The sequence below is a fragment of the Methanobrevibacter sp. genome (assembly GCF_030539665.1).
Lineage (GTDB): Archaea > Methanobacteriota > Methanobacteria > Methanobacteriales > Methanobacteriaceae > Methanocatella.
The window spans coordinates 1-18,483 of record NZ_JAUNXR010000006.1; the positions used below are offsets into that span (position 1 = coordinate 1).

The 18,483-nt window shown below is 34.3% G+C and carries 22 protein-coding genes; 14 read left to right on the forward strand and 8 right to left on the reverse strand.

Annotation, left to right across the window (positions count from 1 at the left end; genetic code table 11):
* Positions 1-138: 138 nt before the first annotated feature.
* The 12 genes from Q4P18_RS07700 (at position 139) to Q4P18_RS07755 (ending at position 12,985) form a co-directional block, all read left to right on the forward strand.
* Positions 139-1,989 carry a sensor histidine kinase gene (locus tag Q4P18_RS07700; protein ID WP_303337653.1) on the forward strand — a complete coding sequence of 617 codons (1,851 nt, stop codon included), beginning with the start codon at positions 139-141 and terminating at the stop codon, positions 1,987-1,989.
* A gap of 11 nt (positions 1,990-2,000) precedes the next feature.
* On the forward strand, positions 2,001-2,342 hold the full coding sequence (locus tag Q4P18_RS07705; protein ID WP_303337538.1) for a response regulator: 342 nt from the start codon (positions 2,001-2,003) through the stop codon (positions 2,340-2,342).
* Positions 2,343-2,352: 10 nt separating this feature from the next.
* Positions 2,353-4,590: a sensor histidine kinase gene (locus Q4P18_RS07710; RefSeq protein ID WP_303337540.1), complete on the forward strand. Its 2,238-nt coding sequence runs from the start codon at positions 2,353-2,355 to the stop codon at positions 4,588-4,590.
* Complete coding sequence (locus Q4P18_RS07715; RefSeq protein WP_303337542.1) at positions 4,591-5,004, forward strand: response regulator; 414 nt, start codon at positions 4,591-4,593, stop codon at positions 5,002-5,004.
* An 8-nt stretch (positions 5,005-5,012) separates the two neighbouring features.
* On the forward strand, positions 5,013-9,197 hold the full coding sequence (locus Q4P18_RS07720) for a glycosyltransferase (RefSeq protein ID WP_303337544.1): 4,185 nt from the start codon (positions 5,013-5,015) through the stop codon (positions 9,195-9,197).
* Positions 9,198-9,232: 35 nt separating this feature from the next.
* Positions 9,233-9,823 carry a hypothetical protein gene (locus Q4P18_RS07725; RefSeq protein WP_303337546.1) on the forward strand — a complete coding sequence of 197 codons (591 nt, stop codon included), beginning with the start codon at positions 9,233-9,235 and terminating at the stop codon, positions 9,821-9,823.
* A gap of 9 nt (positions 9,824-9,832) precedes the next feature.
* Positions 9,833-10,414 carry a sugar O-acetyltransferase gene (locus Q4P18_RS07730; protein ID WP_303337548.1) on the forward strand — a complete coding sequence of 194 codons (582 nt, stop codon included), beginning with the start codon at positions 9,833-9,835 and terminating at the stop codon, positions 10,412-10,414.
* Between the two features lie 29 nt (positions 10,415-10,443).
* Complete coding sequence (gene cas2, locus Q4P18_RS07735) at positions 10,444-10,719, forward strand: CRISPR-associated endonuclease Cas2 (protein WP_303337551.1); 276 nt, start codon at positions 10,444-10,446, stop codon at positions 10,717-10,719.
* Positions 10,716-11,705 carry a CRISPR-associated endonuclease Cas1 gene (gene cas1, locus Q4P18_RS07740; RefSeq protein WP_303337553.1) on the forward strand — a complete coding sequence of 330 codons (990 nt, stop codon included), beginning with the start codon at positions 10,716-10,718 and terminating at the stop codon, positions 11,703-11,705. Before cas2 ends, cas1 begins: the two co-directional genes overlap by 4 nt.
* 119 nt (positions 11,706-11,824) lie before the next feature.
* A complete protein-coding gene (locus Q4P18_RS07745; RefSeq protein ID WP_303337556.1) occupies positions 11,825-12,082 on the forward strand; it encodes a hypothetical protein in 258 nt (85 codons plus the stop codon).
* Positions 12,079-12,552 (forward strand): hypothetical protein, encoded by a 474-nt coding sequence (locus Q4P18_RS07750; RefSeq protein ID WP_303337558.1) that lies wholly within the window; start codon positions 12,079-12,081, stop codon positions 12,550-12,552. The genes Q4P18_RS07745 and Q4P18_RS07750 overlap by 4 nt, the downstream gene beginning before the upstream one ends.
* A gap of 130 nt (positions 12,553-12,682) precedes the next feature.
* Positions 12,683-12,985: a transglutaminase domain-containing protein gene (locus Q4P18_RS07755; protein ID WP_303337655.1), complete on the forward strand. Its 303-nt coding sequence runs from the start codon at positions 12,683-12,685 to the stop codon at positions 12,983-12,985.
* Here Q4P18_RS07755 and Q4P18_RS07760 read toward each other — a convergent pair.
* Entirely contained in the window at positions 12,982-13,299 is a 318-nt protein-coding gene (locus Q4P18_RS07760; protein WP_303337560.1) for a hypothetical protein, read from the reverse strand. The genes Q4P18_RS07755 and Q4P18_RS07760 overlap by 4 nt on opposite strands.
* A 193-nt stretch (positions 13,300-13,492) precedes the next feature.
* Between Q4P18_RS07760 and Q4P18_RS07765 the strand changes: the two genes are divergently transcribed.
* Entirely contained in the window at positions 13,493-14,026 is a 534-nt protein-coding gene (locus Q4P18_RS07765) for a hypothetical protein (RefSeq protein WP_303337562.1), read from the forward strand.
* 39 nt (positions 14,027-14,065) lie between these two features.
* Here the strand turns inward: Q4P18_RS07765 and Q4P18_RS07770 are convergent, their stop codons facing one another.
* Complete coding sequence (locus Q4P18_RS07770) at positions 14,066-14,359, reverse strand: hypothetical protein (RefSeq protein WP_303337565.1); 294 nt, start codon at positions 14,357-14,359, stop codon at positions 14,066-14,068.
* Positions 14,356-14,658 carry a hypothetical protein gene (locus tag Q4P18_RS07775; RefSeq protein WP_303337567.1) on the reverse strand — a complete coding sequence of 101 codons (303 nt, stop codon included), beginning with the start codon at positions 14,656-14,658 and terminating at the stop codon, positions 14,356-14,358. Before Q4P18_RS07775 ends, Q4P18_RS07770 begins: the two co-directional genes overlap by 4 nt.
* A 120-nt stretch (positions 14,659-14,778) precedes the next feature.
* Between Q4P18_RS07775 and Q4P18_RS07780 the strand changes: the two genes are divergently transcribed.
* Positions 14,779-15,291, forward strand: coding sequence for a SprT-like domain-containing protein (locus tag Q4P18_RS07780; RefSeq protein WP_303337569.1), 513 nt, complete (start codon positions 14,779-14,781; stop codon positions 15,289-15,291).
* A 13-nt stretch (positions 15,292-15,304) separates the two neighbouring features.
* Here Q4P18_RS07780 and Q4P18_RS07785 read toward each other — a convergent pair whose 3' ends face one another.
* The 5 genes from Q4P18_RS07785 to Q4P18_RS07805 form a co-directional block, all read right to left on the reverse strand.
* On the reverse strand, positions 15,305-15,676 hold the full coding sequence (locus Q4P18_RS07785) for a hypothetical protein (protein ID WP_303337571.1): 372 nt from the start codon (positions 15,674-15,676) through the stop codon (positions 15,305-15,307).
* A gap of 62 nt (positions 15,677-15,738) precedes the next feature.
* Complete coding sequence (locus tag Q4P18_RS07790; protein WP_303337573.1) at positions 15,739-15,969, reverse strand: hypothetical protein; 231 nt, start codon at positions 15,967-15,969, stop codon at positions 15,739-15,741.
* A 345-nt stretch (positions 15,970-16,314) separates the two neighbouring features.
* A complete protein-coding gene (locus Q4P18_RS07795; protein WP_303337575.1) occupies positions 16,315-16,530 on the reverse strand; it encodes a hypothetical protein in 216 nt (71 codons plus the stop codon).
* Positions 16,531-16,589: 59 nt separating this feature from the next.
* Positions 16,590-16,832, reverse strand: a complete 243-nt coding sequence (locus Q4P18_RS07800; RefSeq protein WP_303337577.1) for a hypothetical protein — start codon at positions 16,830-16,832, stop codon at positions 16,590-16,592.
* 167 nt (positions 16,833-16,999) lie between these two features.
* Positions 17,000-18,388 carry an MFS transporter gene (locus Q4P18_RS07805; RefSeq protein ID WP_303337579.1) on the reverse strand — a complete coding sequence of 463 codons (1,389 nt, stop codon included), beginning with the start codon at positions 18,386-18,388 and terminating at the stop codon, positions 17,000-17,002.
* Positions 18,389-18,483 lie beyond the last annotated feature (95 nt).

Sequence of the window (18,483 nt, forward strand, 5' to 3'; positions counted from 1 at the left end):
ATAATCATATGCAAATAACAAAATTTACACATCGACAAAGGGTTTCAACAAAGCCTTAAAAAGGTTTATGAGACTCATGAAGACGTTAACCTTAATGTTTACCTATTTAAGAAGGGAAATTTCAGCGATTTGATTGAGGTGGATATAATCTATGAAAACGATGAATTGATGGTTATATCCAGAATAGGTGAATGTTCCAATATGGAAGAAATAAGGAATTATCAGTATCTGTATGATGAAACCAGTATTATTGAGGATTATATAGGTACCGATACAGACAACTATGTTGTTTCCTATAACGTTGAGGCTCAAAAGTACAGCTGGTCAAATAAGATTTTAGAGTTGCTGGATATTGATAACACTGAGGATTTTTCAAACAGAAATCTTATCAAAGAGTTTATTGTAAAAGAGGATTTGTTAAAAGTAAGGGAGCTCTATAAGGAGATAACTCCTGAAAATCCCGTTATCGATTATGATTTTAGAATTTTAACCCAAAAAAATAATTTGAAATATATTCATTGCAATCTTTTCGCTATTTACGACAACAATGATTATCTGAAGAAGGTATTTTATTTCTTTACTGATAAGACTGAAAATAAGATCATTAAAGACAATCTTAACATTTTAACTGAAAATTTGGAGATTTTGGAAAGGTCAAGCAGGTCAGCATTCTACTATAAGAATGCTAACGGCAAATATCAGTGGTCCTCCAATATATGCAATATCGTTGACTGTCCCAACAGGGAGGCAATTCACAACAAGGATATTATCAATGAGCTTGTACTTGAAGAGGACAGGGAAATTTTGGAGAAATTCATTGATTCATTGAGTATTGAATCTCCTACTGCAAACTTCAAAATCAGAATCATTTCTCGTTTGGGGATTTTAAAATACCTTAACATATTTATAAAGAACGTATATGATAGTGAAGGCAATTTTGAATATAGAAATATGCAGGTTTATGATGTTAGTGACATGGAGAATATCCAAACCGATTTAAGCAATCTAATCAACACTTTTAATTCCGTTGATTATAATCTTAAAACAGGATTGATCTATGAGAATTATGCAGGTAAGCTTAAAGTAAGTAAAATGTTTAACCACGTTATAGGGGTTTATAGAAACTGGAGTTCCGGTGGTAGGGAACAGTTTATCGAGAATTTAATCAATAAAAACACCTATTTAAGCTATTATGAAAAGTTCATGGATTATGAACTTGATCAGATTCATTTATTGTTGTACTATAAATTCGATGGCTATGACGACGATATTAGAATTTTTGAATATTTCCTGAAACGTAAGAACAATACTATTAGCGGTTATATCAGGGATATTTCAACTATTAAGGACACTGAAATGGAACTTAAGATTTTGAATAACCAGAAATCCATGCTTATTAAGGAGATTCACCATCGTGTTAAAAACAATCTCCAGGTTTTAAGCAGTCTATTGAATCTTGAAGAGAGGTTTTATGAGGATGCTCCAAACGAGATTATTGATGCAACTAAAAAGAGAATCAAATCAATGGCTTTAATCCATGAACTGACTTATAATTCTCATATTTTAGAAACTGTAAACATTAAAAAGTATTTTGATATTTATGATGAGGAGATGGGCTTTGTTTATGATGACAATCATATTAAGATGAAGAATGATATTTCTGAGGACATTAATTTCAGTACAGAAATTATGACTCCCTTGGTCCTTATTATTAATGAATTCATGTCTAACTCCATTAAATATGCATTCAACGATGAAAATGACAATGATGAGAACATCATATCCAAATCCATTAGAATAGAGGATGGCAATTGTATTGTCGAATATAAGGATAATGGTGTTGGTCTTCCTGAGGATTATGATATTTACCATTCCAATGGTCTTGGTTGGACCATTATCATTTCATTGATTAGTCAGTTGGACGGTACTTTGGAGGAAATTGAAAGTGATGGAATTGGATTTAGATTTACATTTCCAATTAACAGGTAAGGTGTGTTTAAATGAATATATTAGTTGTGGAAGATGAATTGATAATTCAATTGGATATTAAGATAGAACTTGAAGACAACGGTTTTGTAGTATTTACTGCAGATAGGGGTGACGATGCTATTGACATTGTCGAAAATAATGATATCGATTGTGTTTTAATGGACATTAACATAAAAGGAAACAAGAATGGTATTGAAACAGCCAACATAATAAGGGATAACTATGACATTCCAATCATATTCAGTACTGCAAACAATGACTTACTGAATCGTGAGGAATTCCCTTATGTTATTACCAAGCCATTCAATATAAACGAAATCAAAAACATCATTGAGGAAGTTAAAAACTTATAAGTGACTTAATATGCAAGTAAAAGAATTAGAAAAAGGAAAAATTGTCGTAGAAGATTACGATTCATTAAATTTTTACAGAAATTCTGATAAGGTTAAGGAATCCAAACCTCTTAACAACCCGTTACTTATTAGTGCAATGAATGTTGATGTTGATGTTATAGAACCGGTTAACAATGGAAAAGAGTTTTTAGTTAAACATATCAGTGAAATAAACAAAAATCTGACCTATAAGTACACCAATCTGAACTTTAAGGATAGGTATTATGGAGATATTTTTCCCGATTTTAAGGATGTCGTTTATCCTTACATGAGAGAGGCCTATGAGACTGGAAAAAAGGTTAATTTAAAGTTTTATTTTTATAAAAACAACATGTTGAAATTCATTATCGATTCCGTTTTATTATATGAAAACGGAGAGATCCTATTTTTACATTCCAACATAACACCTACTGAAGATACTTTAGATTTTGATTTTGATTACTTTGATGAGGATCATATTATTGACTATTACATTAAAAGCATTAATAATAAAGAATCTTTGGTGATTATTGAAAATAAGAAAAATAACACATTCAATGTTCCTGATGAAGTATACTCCTTGTTTGAATTAAAAAAAGACGATTATTCTGATTTTAAAAGTTTAGTAAAAGATTTGCTGTTTGAAAACGACATTTCATATTTGATCGATAAAACAAAAAGCATAACTGTTAACAATTCGCAGGCCACATTGAACTTCAAAGTATTGACACCAAAACATGAGGTGAAAACCTTTAGATGCTTCATTTTCGGTCTTTTTGATAAAAATGAGGAACTGGAAAACATATTCTATTTTGTAAAGGACATCACAGATTATGATTTGACTGCCGCAAGTCTGAAGGAACTGAACAACAACCTTCATGCAATTCAAACCCTGAGCAGGGGAGCTATCTATTACTTCAACATTCATGGGGAATATATGTGGACATCCAACATTAGAAACATCGTTGAATCATCCACATTTAACTATAAGTCAGATTACAACATCATTGAAGACCTTGTTCTTGAAGAGGATCGTGAAATATATGAGGAGGCTTTCAATTCCCTGAACAAGCTAAACCCTCTCCAAAACTTCAAAGTTAGAATCAAGACCATGAAAGGCAATATTAAGGACATCAATATCATTCTTAAAAATATCTACGACGGCAACAATGAAATTATTAGCAGTTCCATGCAAGTATATGACATTACAAAGGGAACTGTCGAAAGCAATTACATAAGGCTCATAAATGCGTTCAATGCAGTTTCATCCCATTTGAAAACCGCAGTCATCTATGGAAACGGAAAAGGAAAGTTCAAGCCAAGCAATGTGATTGAAGACATTTTAGGAATTCCTGCCGCCGAATGGTCTGAAAGCGGAAGAAAGATATTTATTGAAAACCTTGTTGACAGCTCAAAGCTTGAAAGGGAAATTGAAAGATTGACCAATCATGAAACAGACGAGGTTAATTTACTTTTGAAATATAAGTTTAATGGAGACCCCAACAATATTAAGATAATCAGATATTATCTTTTCAGAGACGACAACAACGATATATCAGGATATGTTGAGGACATTACCGAAGTTAAGGAATATGAAAAGCATCTTAAAAGATTAAATCAGGAAAAGTCCATTCTATTAAAAGAAGTTCATCACAGGGTTAAAAACAATCTTCAGGTTTTAAGCAGCCTATTGAATCTTGAAGAGAGGTTTTACAAAAATGAGCCTGAAGAGATCTTAAAATCCACCAAAAAGAGATTGAAGTCAATTGCTCTGGTTCATGAGATGACATATGGAAATATGGATATGGAATCGGTCAATCTTAAGGATTATTTTGAGATTTTTGATAAGGATGTATATGGAATATACTCTGATGAGCATTTCATAATCAAAAATGAGATAGATGACATTGACATTTCATCAAATAAGGTTACACCGCTGATTTTGATAATTAACGAATTCGTTTCAAATTCAATTAAATATGCATTTGATTATGAAAACAATGGAAAAGCCAACATAATTAGAAAAACAATAAAATGTGATGGGGACACCTGTATTGTTGAGTATGGGGATAATGGTAAAGGTCTTCCAGAAGGATTTGACATTAACAGATCAGGAGGACTGGGATGGACAATTATCAATTCATTCGTAAAACAATTGGATGGTGAAATTGAACAGCTCCCTGGTGAAGGAACTAATTTCAGAATTAAATTCCCGATAAATGGTGATTAGATGGCAAATAAAGTTCTTATTGTAGAAGATGAAGCAATTACTGCATTAGATTTAAAATTAAGTTTAGAAGAATTGGGTTATGAGGTTGTGGACACTGTTGACAATGGTCATGATGCTGTTACAGTAGCCGTTGAGGAAAGGCCTGATGTGGTTCTTATGGATATCAACCTTAAGGGGGACATGACAGGTATCGAAGCTGCAGCACAGATAATCAAGTTTTCCATTCCAATTATCTATTTGACTGCAAACACAGATGATGAAACTTTCTTTGAAGCAAATGAGGAAGGGACATATGGTTATCTTACAAAACCTTATAATATAATAAAGCTCAAAAATATAATTAAGTTAACCATACACCGTTCTAAAATTGATGCGCAGAAAGTTAATCTAGCACATGGATTCATTAAAAAGTAAGATTGAAAATGAGTAATGAGGATATCTACAGTAAATTAGATTCAATTATCAACAAATCTAAAAAAGAATCAAAATCAGATTCATACAAGGGCAAGGATTTAAATTCAAAGCTAGATTACATAATCGAAAAATCCAGGACAAGGGATGAAGCAAAAGAGCAAGAAAGTCCTGAATACGCAAGGGTTGAATTAAAAACAGACAACGTTGTCTCAGATTACAGTTCGGATTTCAGTAACCTGAATTCCAGGCTGGACGATGTCCTGTTGAAGATAGAGGATTCCGCACCAAGCTATGACGGGGAAATAGGTGCGATTCATTCAAAGATTGATAGCATTGCATCATTGTTGAATGACGAATCAAAGCTAAATGAAATTTCAGACAAGCTTGATGACAGAAATGATTTGCATGCTCTTGAATCAAAGTTAAATGATATTATCGTTAAGCTTAACAGACCTGAAAACAACTTCAAGCAGGAAAGGATTGACGATACGAACATTGAGGAGTTCCACTCAAAGCTTGACAAGATTAACACTATTGTTAAGAAGAACCATAACAGGGCTGCAATTTCAGACATCAATTCAAAACTTGACAGCATTATCAAGACACTGGAGGACGATTCTAAAATCGATGACATTTCAGACAAGATCGACAGCTTCCAGCATGAATCCAAGATTGACATCATCAATGATAAGCTGGATTATCTTTTTACAGCATTTAAGGAATTTTCCAACATTGACAATATTCATGAGTTCAATTCAATAAAAAAGCAATTCAACGACATACTGGCTGATTTTGATAACTTGAAGTTGGATGAAATCAATTCCAACCTCAATTCCATAATTTCCAGCCTTGACGATATACCTAAAACCACTTCCAAGCTGGAAACAATAAATGATACGTTGGTTCATAAAAAGGATTTGAATAAGATTCATACCAAACTGGACAACATAAAATCCAAAGAGACAGAAACCAAGGTCAATGACATCCTTGACATATTGAACAAGAGCAATTCAGACATTGATTCCAAGCTGGATGAAATTATCCTCTCAGTCAAAAATGATGACTATCTAAAGGAAATCAATTCAAAGCTAGATGAGATTAAGGCAGATTCAGGCATTGAAAAAATAGATTCCAAGCTTGACGATGCGATGGATTTAATAGGCAATAATCGTAGACTCAACAATCTTGACGTTAAAGTCGATAAGGTATTGGCTGAGATAAGCGAAAAACCTAAGGAAATAGATTTCGACAAGATAGATGAGATATTGGCCAAAATGGAAAACAATGCACAGATTGAAGACGTTGATTCCAAGGTTGATGATGTTCTAACAATCTTGAATGACGACTCCAAGCTAAGCGAAATCTCATCCAAGCTTGACAATTCATTTGACTTTGACAATATCAACAGCAAATTGGAAGAGATATTGAAGGAGACCTTGAACCATCAGGATTTCGAAACAATAATTTCCAAACTAAATTCAGTGATGGAGGCTGTGGATGAGGCCAATTCCATAAATCACGATTCAAGGATAGATGGGGATAAGCTAAAGCACTTCAATTCAAAACTGGACAACATCCTTTTGGCAGTCAAGAAGGAATCAAGAGAAATCGATTTGGACGAATTGGAAAAAATAGAATCCAGATTGGATGATTTGGTTTTAAAATTAGGTGAAATTGCCAAGAATCAGGTTTCCAATGAGAGATTTGATGTTCTTGAGAACAAGCTTGACAATGTTGTTTCAAACGAAAGGATTGATGTTCTTGAGAACAAGCTTGACAATGTTGTTTCAAACGAAAGGATTGATGTTCTAGAAACCAAACTTGATGAGATAGCCTCTAATCTAGCAAATGTCGGAAAGGAGCCTGTTAGCGATACACTTACAATTAACAGACTCAATGAATTGGAGTCCAAGATTGACATGGTCATCAGCATAGTCGGTGATGACGTCGACCTTGTAAGTGCCAGTGAAGTTGAAACCAAGTTTACAGACATAGAATCCAAAATAGACGACATTATACTTAACCTGACCGACAATACCACTGATCTTGATATTGATGGAAAACTGAGAATAATCTCCCACAAGCTAAGCGAATCAATCAAGGAAGAGGAAAGTGAAGAGGATTCTGAAGGTGAGATTGAAGAGAAATCCCTTAATGATGACAAGGAAAAGATAGATGACGATTTCGGATTTGATCCCGAGTCATTTGAATCTGAAATCATTTCCGCAATGGAAAAGAACAGGCCAGACATTGTAAAGGATGAAGGGGGAGAAACCGAAAAGGCCGAAGAGTCTAAGGAAGTCACCAAGGTCGAAGCCGAGATAGTGGAAGAGCCTTTGAAGGATGAAGAGGAAGAACCTGCAGAGGACGATACAGCCCTAATCGAAGACATTGCAAGGTCAGAATATACAGTTAAGGAGAAAAGATACAATTTTGATGTAAGTTCCCTTAAGGGAAAGGAAATATCTCCTTTGATTTTGCTTTTAACAAATAATGATGAAGATGAGGAAAGGCTGAACAGGATAATGGATGAGATGGGTGCCGATGTGGTCAATTTCAGCGAAGAAAGCAAGGCATCCGACTATATCAAGAACAATGACGTTGATTTGATATTGCTTGACATAGATTCCGACGTTGACGTAACCACTTTCTTGGATGAGATTGTTCTCTTTAACATTCCGACACTTCTTATCGTTGATCTCAATAAGGACATTCCTGATGAGCTGTTTAACTATTCATACAACTTCATCTTCAAGCCTTTCACCAATATGGAAGTGGAACAGACAATCTATGTTGTTTTGATTGAACATACGAAGAATCACCAGCTTATTCTGGATGCCAAAAGCAATATTGACGAGAAGAACCAGGAACTGATTATCGAGAAGGTTGAATCATTCCTCCTTCTGTTCCTTTCAGTTACCTTGATTGTTACAGGAATAGTCACATTCAACATAACATTCCTGCAGTGGATCATATTCATCCCATCCGTTCTTATGCTAATCATTGCATTTGTAAGTCTCAAGAAGATTAAGGAGCCTGAACCGTTTGAAGAGCCTCCATTCGTAAGCATCATCATTCCTGCACACAATGAAGAGTATTCAATCGAAGGAACCGTTCGCTGCATCGGAGACATCGACTATACACACAACGGCAAAAAGAACTTCGAGCTTATTGTGTGCAACGACGGTTCAACCGACAGGACAGGTGAGATTCTTAAAGGATTGAAGGATGAAATTGACGTTTTAAGAATCGTTACAAGAAAGCCACCTCAATCCGGTAAGGGTAAGGGTTTTGTACTGAACGACGCTTTCAATCTCTCCAAAGGAGAAATCATCGGTGTATTTGATGCGGATACAAGGGTTCATCCAGATTTCCTGGACAAGATCGTCCCTTACTTGAACGACCCTACAGTGGAAGGTGTTCAGTCAAGGGTAAAAATGTTCAACAAGGACGAGAACTTCGTTACCAGAATGCAGCATGTTGAATTCAGCTGCTTTGCAAATACATTGAGGGCTCGTGACATTATGGGCTTCAACGGTTTCCTTGGAGGTAACGGACAGTTCGTTAAAAGGCAGACCATTGAGGATGTAGGAAAATGGGACGGTTTTGCAGTTACTGAGGATTTGAACCTAAGTATCAAGATGCTGATTGAAGGAAAGAGAATCAGGTTCTGTGGTGAGGCTGCAATCTATCAGGAAGCTGTAAATACCTGGAAGGCCCTTTTCAAGCAGAGGACCAGATGGGCATCCGGTAACTTTGAAGCTCTCTTCATTTACACTCCTGTGATTTTAAGGTCAAAGATATCTCCGCTGAAAAAACTGGGAATCATCGACCACATTTCATTTTATGCATTTAACCTGTTCATTTTCACAGGATTCGTCATATTCATAGTTAACATAATAGCATGGTTCGTATTACATCAGCCAACATTCATAAGAATGGATGCGCCGTTAATAATCGGTTTGATTTCTGCATTTGCATTCTTCCCGCCGCTTATCATTTCATTGACAAGGGACAAGACAAATGTGATTTCATTCATAAAGGATCTTATAGGCTATTGGATGTACTGCTATCACTTGATTCCGCTGTTCTTCAAGACAATGTACAGCATGTTTACAAGAAAGGAAAGAACCTGGGACAAGACCGAGCACAAGATAAGCGAATGCGATCCTGACATTCTATTGGAGGAATAGGAGGTTGTACTATAAAGAATAAGGATAAGTTAATCATGGTGGTTGTTGTCATTGGAGTAATATATGTTGCAGCCAATATGGGAGCAATCAACAGCTTTTTATCATTGCACTTTGACAAGACAAAGGAAGATGGCCATACGAGGATTATAGTTCCTGAGGCCTGGAATCTGACTGAGGAGTTCAACATGTCAAATTCAAGGTCTAACCTGTCTTTCACAAACAATTACGTTATTGTGGACGTTTGGGAGGATTGGCCCGAAAACAAGATAACTTCAATTTCTGAAAATCGTTTCAGGACCATGGAATCGGGCAATTACAAGATATTGAACAAGTCTCTTGTTGACTATGGGGGAAACAACATCTCCAAGGAGATATACAGCAACCCTACATTGGATACAGATACCCATTGGCAGCATATTGGAGTAAACTACGTATTTGAAAGGGAAGACACAAACTATGCAATGCAGATACATCACTTCTCCACAATAGACTATCACAACGAGTCATATATGAGGGAAGTTGAGGACAGGTCCCTTGACCTTATTACAAACATTCACAACAAGGACTACAACGGCTTCTTCTCAATGATAAACCATGGTTTGGAAGCCTTTGGAATTAAGCTGTAAGGTGATAACATGAAATATGATGATGAAGAACTGATATTAGGGCCGCTGAGCGATTTGGGCCTTCCATCTGATGATGACTGGCAAAGGACCAGCGAACTTGTTTACGAACTGAACCACACGCCGCCGTCACAAAAGGAAAGGATTGCAGCGATAATCGATGAGCTTTTCGGAGAGTTCGGAGAGGACTCCCAAATACTTCTCCCGGTTTCATGCAATCTCGGATATAACATAAAAATAGGAAAAGGCGTTTTTATCAATGTTGATGCGGTATTTCTGGACCCTGACGTGATTGAAATAGGTGACTATACCATGTTCGGTCCGGGAGTCCATGTATATACAGCTAATCATCCGGTAAGGACAGATGACAGGATAGTGATGGGGGAAGACGGCAAATATACCTTTACCAATTTTACACGTCCAGTAAAGATAGGCCGCAAATGCTGGATTGGTGGACGTTCCACAATTCTACCTGGAGTTACCATAGGGAACAATGTGGTTATTGGAACAGGAAGCCTGGTGAACAAGGACATTCCGGACAATTCAATTGCTGTGGGATCACCTGCAAGAATCATTGGAAGAACTGACGAGTAGTTTTTCCATTTTTACTTTTTTGAGATATTATGAAAGTGCTGATAATTTTCAATGTCAAGTTCAAGAAAGATATTTCCAAACTCAAAAAACTATTGGATTATAATGCTTTCAGGCAAATTAATTCAACTACTTACATTGGTGAACTATCAAATAATGAGTTGGAAATATTAAGAAATGAAATCAAACAAAATTTCAATGAAAACGATACCATTATAGTAACACCAATTTGTAAAAATTGCATTGATAAGGTTGAAATCATTGGCCAAAACATAGAATTTGATGAGGAGCAATATAAAATACTATGAAATTAATAATTGACGGATATGGAAAAACAATCCATAAAAAAGACAATCAGATATTGATTAAACAAAAAGGCGAAGAAATATATAGGATAAGTGCAAGGAAAGTCACAGACATTACAATATCTGGAAAGGGAAAAATATCATTCGACGCAATATCCCTTATATCAAAAAAAGACATTCCAGTAATCGGAATCAACTACTTCGGTCAAATCGAATATATAATAACATCTCCAAATGGAGACATCACATTAAAGAAAGAACAGTACAAATGTAGCGATAATCAGAAGGGAGCCATATTGGCTAAAAAGTTTATTCTGTCAAAACTCAAAAATCAAAAAGCCACATTAAGGACCCTAAACAAAAATAAAAAAATTCCAAAAGTTAAAGAAAAGGAGTATGCAATCAACAGATCAATTAAGGACTTGGAGAAACTAAAGTTGGAAGATTCAAACATAAAAAATAAGATAATGGGAATTGAAGGAAAATCCTCAGCCGAATATTGGAATGCAATATCATTAATCCTTCCAGAAAAAATCAATTTCAAAAACAGAAATCAAAAACCGATAAATGATGTAGTGAATTCCGCTCTAAATTATGGATATGCAATATTGGCCTCACAGATAACTCAAAGCATTATTAGAAAAAGACTGGATCCCTATTGTGGATTTTTACATGCCGATAGAAATAGAAGAGCAAGCCTAACTTTTGATATAATAGAAGAATTTAGACAACAAATAGTCGACAAAACCGTTTTAAAACTTGTCAATAAAGGTAAATTAACTGAAAACCAAATTGATAAAAGAAACAATGCATTAAATTTAGAAACTAGGAAATTACTGGCCGGCAATATATTAGATAAATTATATTCAAATATCCATTATGACAATAGAAAATTGAATTATTTGGAAATAATAGATATTCAAGTAGAAAACATTGTAAAATTTTTATTATATGGAATTGAATTTGACGCTTTTTATTTGGGATGGTGAATTTAGGAAAACACCCCCATTTTAGTAATAAAAATCGTGTTCCTAATAATACTTTTTAGAGGGGGATGGAAAAGCCTTTAAAGAGTATTTTTAAGGAAAAATAAGAAGGGTTTTTTTAGATGTCTTGGGAGAAACATAATTTAAGTTTCCTCGATTTTGAGATTAAACAGAAGTTCCATGAATTTTATGATTTAAAGTATGAAATTAAAGAATTGATACGGATAAATAAAATTACCAAAGAAAAAGGGGATTTGATGTTAATTAAGAAACAATACGAATTATTTGACAAATTTGATACTGGTGAACTTATTAACATTTTTAATCATTATTTATCAGATTGGAATATTGAATTAATTAATTTGGGGAGGGCATTATGATATTATTCGATTCTATTATGACTAGGGGCTATGGAGACGCTACTTTTGCTGTTTCAAAAATTTTAAATGAGTTAAATTTAGAAGAAAGAAAAGAAGTTGAAGAATTTTTGAAAAGAGTAAATGAATATGCATACATAGAATATAAAGAAAAGCTTAAAAAGGATGAGGAATTTTATCTAAATCCTAATTTTGAGGAGGATTTGGAGAAAAAAATTAAAACAGATTTGGCTAGTTTTTTAGAAAAGGGCGATTTCGAGCATTACGAAAAAATGAAAAGAATATTTGGAAGATGCAAGCCTTCCATGATAGAAACTTCTAAAGAATTCAAAAAACAACATGAGTTAGATCAAAAAAATACAAAAAAGCATTCTGCTGATGAAATCTACAATTATAAAAAAGAATTATTTATAGAATTGTCCTTATCTGGAATTCATAGATATGATTATAATGATTTTGAGGATTTCCTATAAATTTTTTAAAGTATTACATTGTTTTTTTAGATGTCTTGGGAGAAACATAATTTAAGTAACTTATACGAAAAAGGAAGTTGATGAAATCATAAGAAAACTTAAAGAAGATAATGGTTTGGAGTAAAAAAATATACCATATCCCTCACCAGTTTATTCTAATTATACATATTCACCAGAACAAGTGATAAAACAAAAATGGAGTAACTGTGCAGACCGTTCAAGACCAGCATATCAAATGTCCAAGGTTGCAAAGATTACATGCAGAATAGTTCATAATTCTAGTTGTGGTGGAAGTGGTCATCTATGGGTTCAATACAAAATAAGTGGAGAATGGGTAGATTCCGACCCTGCTCCAAGCCGACCTAATCTTAGAGCAGTGTGGAATAATTGTAAATGGTCAGTTAGTGCTTATGCCCAACAAGGTCAAAGTTAAAGTTCTGGATGGTAATTATCAACTTCTTCTTGACTACATCCTTGAAACTGACCTGGTTTTGTTGTATCAATTTTTTCCCCATTATAATAGACATATTTACTATCTGAGCCACTTGCACTACTTTTTGAGTTTGTAGTTTGCTGTGGTTCTTCTACCACATCCTCAGTTACATTTTCTGTTATATTTGTAGTATTATTGACAACAGTTGTATTTGCAGGTTCAACATTATTATTTGAGAAGATTATTGCTCCTGCTATTATGCAACAACCTGCAATAATAGCTATCATTATTAACGCTAATTGTTTATTGTTCATGATTATTACTTTGTTATTAACTTATTTTAAAATTTACTGATTATCTATGATTTACAAAATTAAAGGAGAATCACCACCATTTGAGGTATGGGGTGATGAATTATTTTTTGGATATTTTAAATCACGAGAAAAAGCAGAAGACTTAATAGCTAGTCTTAATCGAGTTAAAGATGAAAAATAGAAAAGTGATAGTATGGGTAAAAATATAATCTTAGGTTGTGATAGGAACAATCCATCAGAAGATAAGAAAACTCAAGAATATATTGGTAAGAAACTTGAAGAAGTAGGATTCACAGTAGAGATAATACCAGTAGGCCCTAATTATTGTCAGCAATGGGGTAGAAAATCTTCAAGTAACGGCACTACATGTGTTATGTTAATCAATGGTGTAGGGCAGGTTACTGCAGGAGATTTCTCCGAGTCCATTGCAAGTGGGTTTTACAAGTTCGATAGAATTATTTTTGCAGGACAAGGATGGTTATGGCACACTCAAACATACGACGTATTTAAAAAGGTAACTAATGAGCATGATTGGAATGGTTCGGGCAGTTTTAAGTCCAAATATTCAAGTAAGACTTTTGACCAAATATGTAAAGAATCCAATGGTAGATGTGATTGGTGCTGTGATAAAACCAAAGAGGGATTAGCTAAAAAGATAATCGCTAAATTAAATGGTAAGTCTACTGATGATGGTGATGGAGGAGGTTCGGCTTCTACGTTTTTTTAGATGTCTTTGGGAGAAACATAATTTAAGCCCATTATGTTATCAGCTTTCAGCTTCTCCCATTTTACTTTTTACTTTTATGGGATCTATTAGAAATCCATTTATTTCCTTAAAGTATTCGCATGGAACAAATGATTTAATTACTCCTACGTCAACTAGTGTCAAATCCTTGTTTATTCCAAATAAAATCTGTCCATTATCCATTATGACATCTACAATGTATGATTTGTCAAATAGGTATTGTATTTCATTGGTCAGGTCTTCAATTATCCTGTGTCCGTTGTAGGAATAGTTTCTAAAGTATCTGTTACATTCATCTATAAACTCTTTTTTCATTTAATTGCACCCCATATTTCGGGAATCATTGAGATTCCATGTTTAAATCTTAATAGTCTTTTGCATAGGCTCCAATCATTGGTATATGCTCTTATATGTTGGATTGAATCAATATCCACATTATGATAAACTTTTGTTTTTTCATCTTTTATTGGGAATCTTATCCGTTCATCTTTTATGATGCAGTTTCCTGCATATGTCTCGTACTGGGTTCCTGATTTTAATTTTATGGCTATCTTGCAGGATTGCTGTTCCCTGAAACATTTCGAAAAAACGTTTTTGACTTCTTCCAGATTCAAAAAAATCACCTATCTGGTTTATATTTTATATATCAATATAAATCTAATAATTCCAAGAGCATTTGTAAAGTAATAATAGCTATGACAGACATATCTAGAAACAGATCAGGGAGTCAACTTATGAGAGATTTGAAAAAGTACACTATCGATTGCATTGATGAATTGAACGGCATTGGCATTTTTCCAGGAAGAATTACATCATTGGAAGTCAATTCAAGAGCTAAAAAGAGATGGGGGTCTTGTGCTCCTCAACTGGATGGAAATGGAAACATTGCAGGGTATAGGATTTCAATCAATAAGATTTTGCTGGATGAGGGAACTCCTGAAAAGGCCCTTAAAAATACCATAATCCATGAGCTTCTCCATAGCTGCAGGGATTGCATGACCCACAAGGGAAGATGGAAGGAGCTGGCATTGAAAGTAAACAGTGAGCTTGGATATGACATAAAAAGGGTAAAAAGCAGGGACCATCAGAGGATTGAAATCGATATTGACCTGATAAGGCCGAAATACGTCATCAGATGCGAAAGCTGTGGCTGCACATATGCTAGAAAAAGGTGCAGCAAGCTCGTGAAGAACCCTGATCATTACAGGTGCGGCAAATGCGGCGGGAAATTGATTCTGCTCAAATAGATTAATCATTGAATTATCTTTTAACCCAAAACAGCATATAACTTGAAATAAGACATATGGTACCATAGATGGCTTTAATAAGATAGCTGATCTGCAGTTCAAAAACCATTTCGTTGTAGAAATTATTAGCCCCGTAATCGTTTACTATTATCATCTGGTCGGCTGATATGATGCCGTATATGTTCATAATGACATAAATGGAGGATAATATGATGAATATTATTCCTAATGCCTTATTTTCCTTTAGAACGCATAATAGGATTGGCGCAATAATCAAAATCAGATCATAGCTGTTTAAATGATTTGATAAAAATAGAATGATATCAATAAAAATGAAAAAAATTCCCAAACAACGCTTGTTTTTATAAATAAAATCCCATGCCATAATATTTATTATATCTGAAAAGTTATTTAAATTGTTGTTAGGTTTTCAAATATTGTTTTTGTTTAGCCTGCTTCAAAACCAAATATTTTTTTGGCAAGTTTTAGGCTTGCTGGTCTTGCAAATATTGTAACAATCATATATGCTACTAGCCAGCGCAAAGGCCAGTATAAAAGACATATTTCAATTGGCATTCCCATAGAGGTTGCAAATATTAGGGGCATTAACAAGCTCATAATCAAGCTGATGAAAAATGCCACAGGGTTCCATAGTTTCATACCTATATGGTTTGTCATTTGAACTTATATATGTGGACATTTTGAATCAAATAGAAAAGGTACAGTATTAAAATCCTTTTTTCAGAATATGGGATATTTTGGGAGGATTTTAGATTTCTGCAGCATTTCCTTGAAAAATCAAGGCTTTAATTTTTGATTATGCGTTTTTATAAACATGTCAATTATGAATGATGATGTCAATTGATTCCGCCGTTGGGATATATGGATTTGCCTGATAAAGAAGATGTGATAGCTGCTGATTTCGATGTTCTTTTCCATAGATTCCATTAAAACTAGCTGATTTTAAAAAAAAGAGTCATGATTTTTCTAAAAAAAATAAAAATAAGAATGTTTTTTTTATATTTAAAGTTGGATTTTATCTGCGTATGCATCGTATGCAAGAACTATGTTGAATATGATTCCAAGCCATGAAATGTTTCCACATTGCAACAAATAGTCTACAATGATTATAATAATGAAGATACCAATCCATTTCCATGTTGGTCTGCCAGTGGTTATTGCCTGACCTAATCCCGGGAAGAAGAATGAGATAATAGCTGGTATAATTCCTGGTTGCATTATGAACCTCCTTTAAATTCAATTAATCTTTATTTTTATTATTATAGTATTTAAATTGTTTACAATTTAATTTTACCGTAATATGCATCATATGCAAATATAATACTGATTATGACTGACAGTATTACTGCTCCATGGATTGATTTTGTGTAGAAGAACTCAAAGTTTCCAACTATATTTCTTACTATTATGAAAATAATAAAAATCAAAACCCATTTCCATGTGGATCTTCCTTCTGTTATTGCCTGTCCCATTCCTGGAAAGAAGAATGATACTACGGCAGGTAGTAATCCTTTTTTCATTTTTTTCACCTCTACTTCTATAACAAGTCTTATTACATCTTCTTAGTATATAAAGTTATTTTCCTGTTGTCTTTTTTATAAAACAGCTTGATGATTTGATCATTTGAAATTATATGGGAATGTTGCCAGATACAACAATCAACAATTTAAAAAAAATAATGGAGAGCTTACTCTCCAACACCATCCTCTTTTGATTTGATATAAAGGATAACGATGGCCAATGAGATCAAGGTCAATATTGCCATTATCAATGAGGTTGATGAAAATGCAGAGACTGAAATCATGTTGTGTGCAACGTTTCCTCCTGCAAGGATTGCCATGAATACAACAGCCATCGCAGCCCCAATGGAACCGATAATCTGTCTGATTGTGTTGTTGATGGCAGTAGCGTCCTCAACATCGTTGGAAACCACACTGATTGTCCAGGTTACACAAGGCATCAATCCTAAACCTGCACCGATACATCTGATGACCTGTGTGACAATCATATATGTGATGTCTGTCTGGATGTTATAGGTCATCATTGATATGAACCCTACAAATGTGAATATACATGAAAGGATCAATACTTTCCTTACTCCTATTCTGGTAGCCAATACAGGACCTACAAAGTTAAATATGATCATAATGATTGTTCCAGGAAGCAAGACAATACCTGCCTCAGTAGCTGTATGGTATGCAACGCTTTGAACAAATAAAGGAATCATAACATTAATTCCGCACATTGTAAAGTACAAGATAGCTGAAAACAAGGTCCCGAATACGAAATACTTGTTTTTAAGTGGTTTTAAGTTAAGCAATGGTTTCTTAATCTTCAATTGTCTTTTTACAAAGAAGAACAATGCAACTACACCTACGATTATTGGCAATATCACATATAAGAAGTCAGAACCGAACTGTGCGATGTTGGTAAATCCGAGCATGATTCCGACACATGCAACAACACAAAGGAAAAGTGAGAAACCGTCAAGAGGATATTCCTCGGTTTCGAAGTTGATGTTTGCAACGATTATTCCTGCAGCAAGGATTACTATGGTGATTATTGCAAATACGATGAAAATGGCCCTCCAGCTTAATGAATCGATGATTATTCCACCAAGGGTAGGTGCCAATGCAGGTGCGATTCCAATGATCAAACCGAAAAGACCCATGAATATCTGCCATTTTTCCTTTGGAATTACCTTAAAGAGAACAATCTGAGTTACAGGAAGCAGAATACCACATCCGATAGCCTGGATTACACGTGCAATTACCAATACAAATATGTTAGGTGCAAAATAAGCTACAAAACATCCTATGATGAATAAAAGCAGAGATGATGATAGGATTGTTTTTACGGTAAAACGCTTGGTAATGTAAGCGGATGTTGGAATCATCACTCCTAAAACCAATAAAAATGCTGAATAAACCCATTGGGCAGTTGTTGAGTTTATTGCAAAATCTTTCATAATGTCAGTTAAACCTGTTGTAACTACACTTTGAGAAGCGCTCATCAGTGCAGCTGCCAAGATAAAAATTATAAGGGTTGAAAACCCTTCGCTTTTTGATAAATTCATTATATTAATTTCCTACAGTTTTTATAACAGTTATATCTTTTATTTTCATCATATAAAAAACTTGCTTAGGCAACTAATTTAATTATTTTAAATAA

Coding starts and splice junctions, on each gene's coding strand:
- Q4P18_RS07705 (WP_303337538.1), top strand. CDS start 2,001: ATGAATATATTAGTTGTGGAAGATGAATTGATAATTCAATTGGATATT.
- Q4P18_RS07710 (WP_303337540.1), top strand. CDS start 2,353: ATGCAAGTAAAAGAATTAGAAAAAGGAAAAATTGTCGTAGAAGATTAC.
- Q4P18_RS07715 (WP_303337542.1), top strand. CDS start 4,591: ATGGCAAATAAAGTTCTTATTGTAGAAGATGAAGCAATTACTGCATTA.
- Q4P18_RS07720 (WP_303337544.1), top strand. CDS start 5,013: ATGAGTAATGAGGATATCTACAGTAAATTAGATTCAATTATCAACAAA.
- Q4P18_RS07725 (WP_303337546.1), top strand. CDS start 9,233: ATGGTGGTTGTTGTCATTGGAGTAATATATGTTGCAGCCAATATGGGA.
- Q4P18_RS07730 (WP_303337548.1), top strand. CDS start 9,833: ATGAAATATGATGATGAAGAACTGATATTAGGGCCGCTGAGCGATTTG.
- cas2 (WP_303337551.1), top strand. CDS start 10,444: ATGAAAGTGCTGATAATTTTCAATGTCAAGTTCAAGAAAGATATTTCC.
- cas1 (WP_303337553.1), top strand. CDS start 10,716: ATGAAATTAATAATTGACGGATATGGAAAAACAATCCATAAAAAAGAC.
- Q4P18_RS07745 (WP_303337556.1), top strand. CDS start 11,825: ATGTCTTGGGAGAAACATAATTTAAGTTTCCTCGATTTTGAGATTAAA.
- Q4P18_RS07750 (WP_303337558.1), top strand. CDS start 12,079: ATGATATTATTCGATTCTATTATGACTAGGGGCTATGGAGACGCTACT.
- Q4P18_RS07760 (WP_303337560.1), bottom strand. CDS start 13,299: ATGAACAATAAACAATTAGCGTTAATAATGATAGCTATTATTGCAGGT.
- Q4P18_RS07765 (WP_303337562.1), top strand. CDS start 13,493: ATGGGTAAAAATATAATCTTAGGTTGTGATAGGAACAATCCATCAGAA.
- Q4P18_RS07770 (WP_303337565.1), bottom strand. CDS start 14,359: ATGAAAAAAGAGTTTATAGATGAATGTAACAGATACTTTAGAAACTAT.
- Q4P18_RS07780 (WP_303337569.1), top strand. CDS start 14,779: ATGAGAGATTTGAAAAAGTACACTATCGATTGCATTGATGAATTGAAC.
- Q4P18_RS07785 (WP_303337571.1), bottom strand. CDS start 15,676: ATGGCATGGGATTTTATTTATAAAAACAAGCGTTGTTTGGGAATTTTT.
- Q4P18_RS07790 (WP_303337573.1), bottom strand. CDS start 15,969: ATGACAAACCATATAGGTATGAAACTATGGAACCCTGTGGCATTTTTC.
- Q4P18_RS07795 (WP_303337575.1), bottom strand. CDS start 16,530: ATGCAACCAGGAATTATACCAGCTATTATCTCATTCTTCTTCCCGGGA.
- Q4P18_RS07800 (WP_303337577.1), bottom strand. CDS start 16,832: ATGAAAAAAGGATTACTACCTGCCGTAGTATCATTCTTCTTTCCAGGA.
- Q4P18_RS07805 (WP_303337579.1), bottom strand. CDS start 18,388: ATGAATTTATCAAAAAGCGAAGGGTTTTCAACCCTTATAATTTTTATC.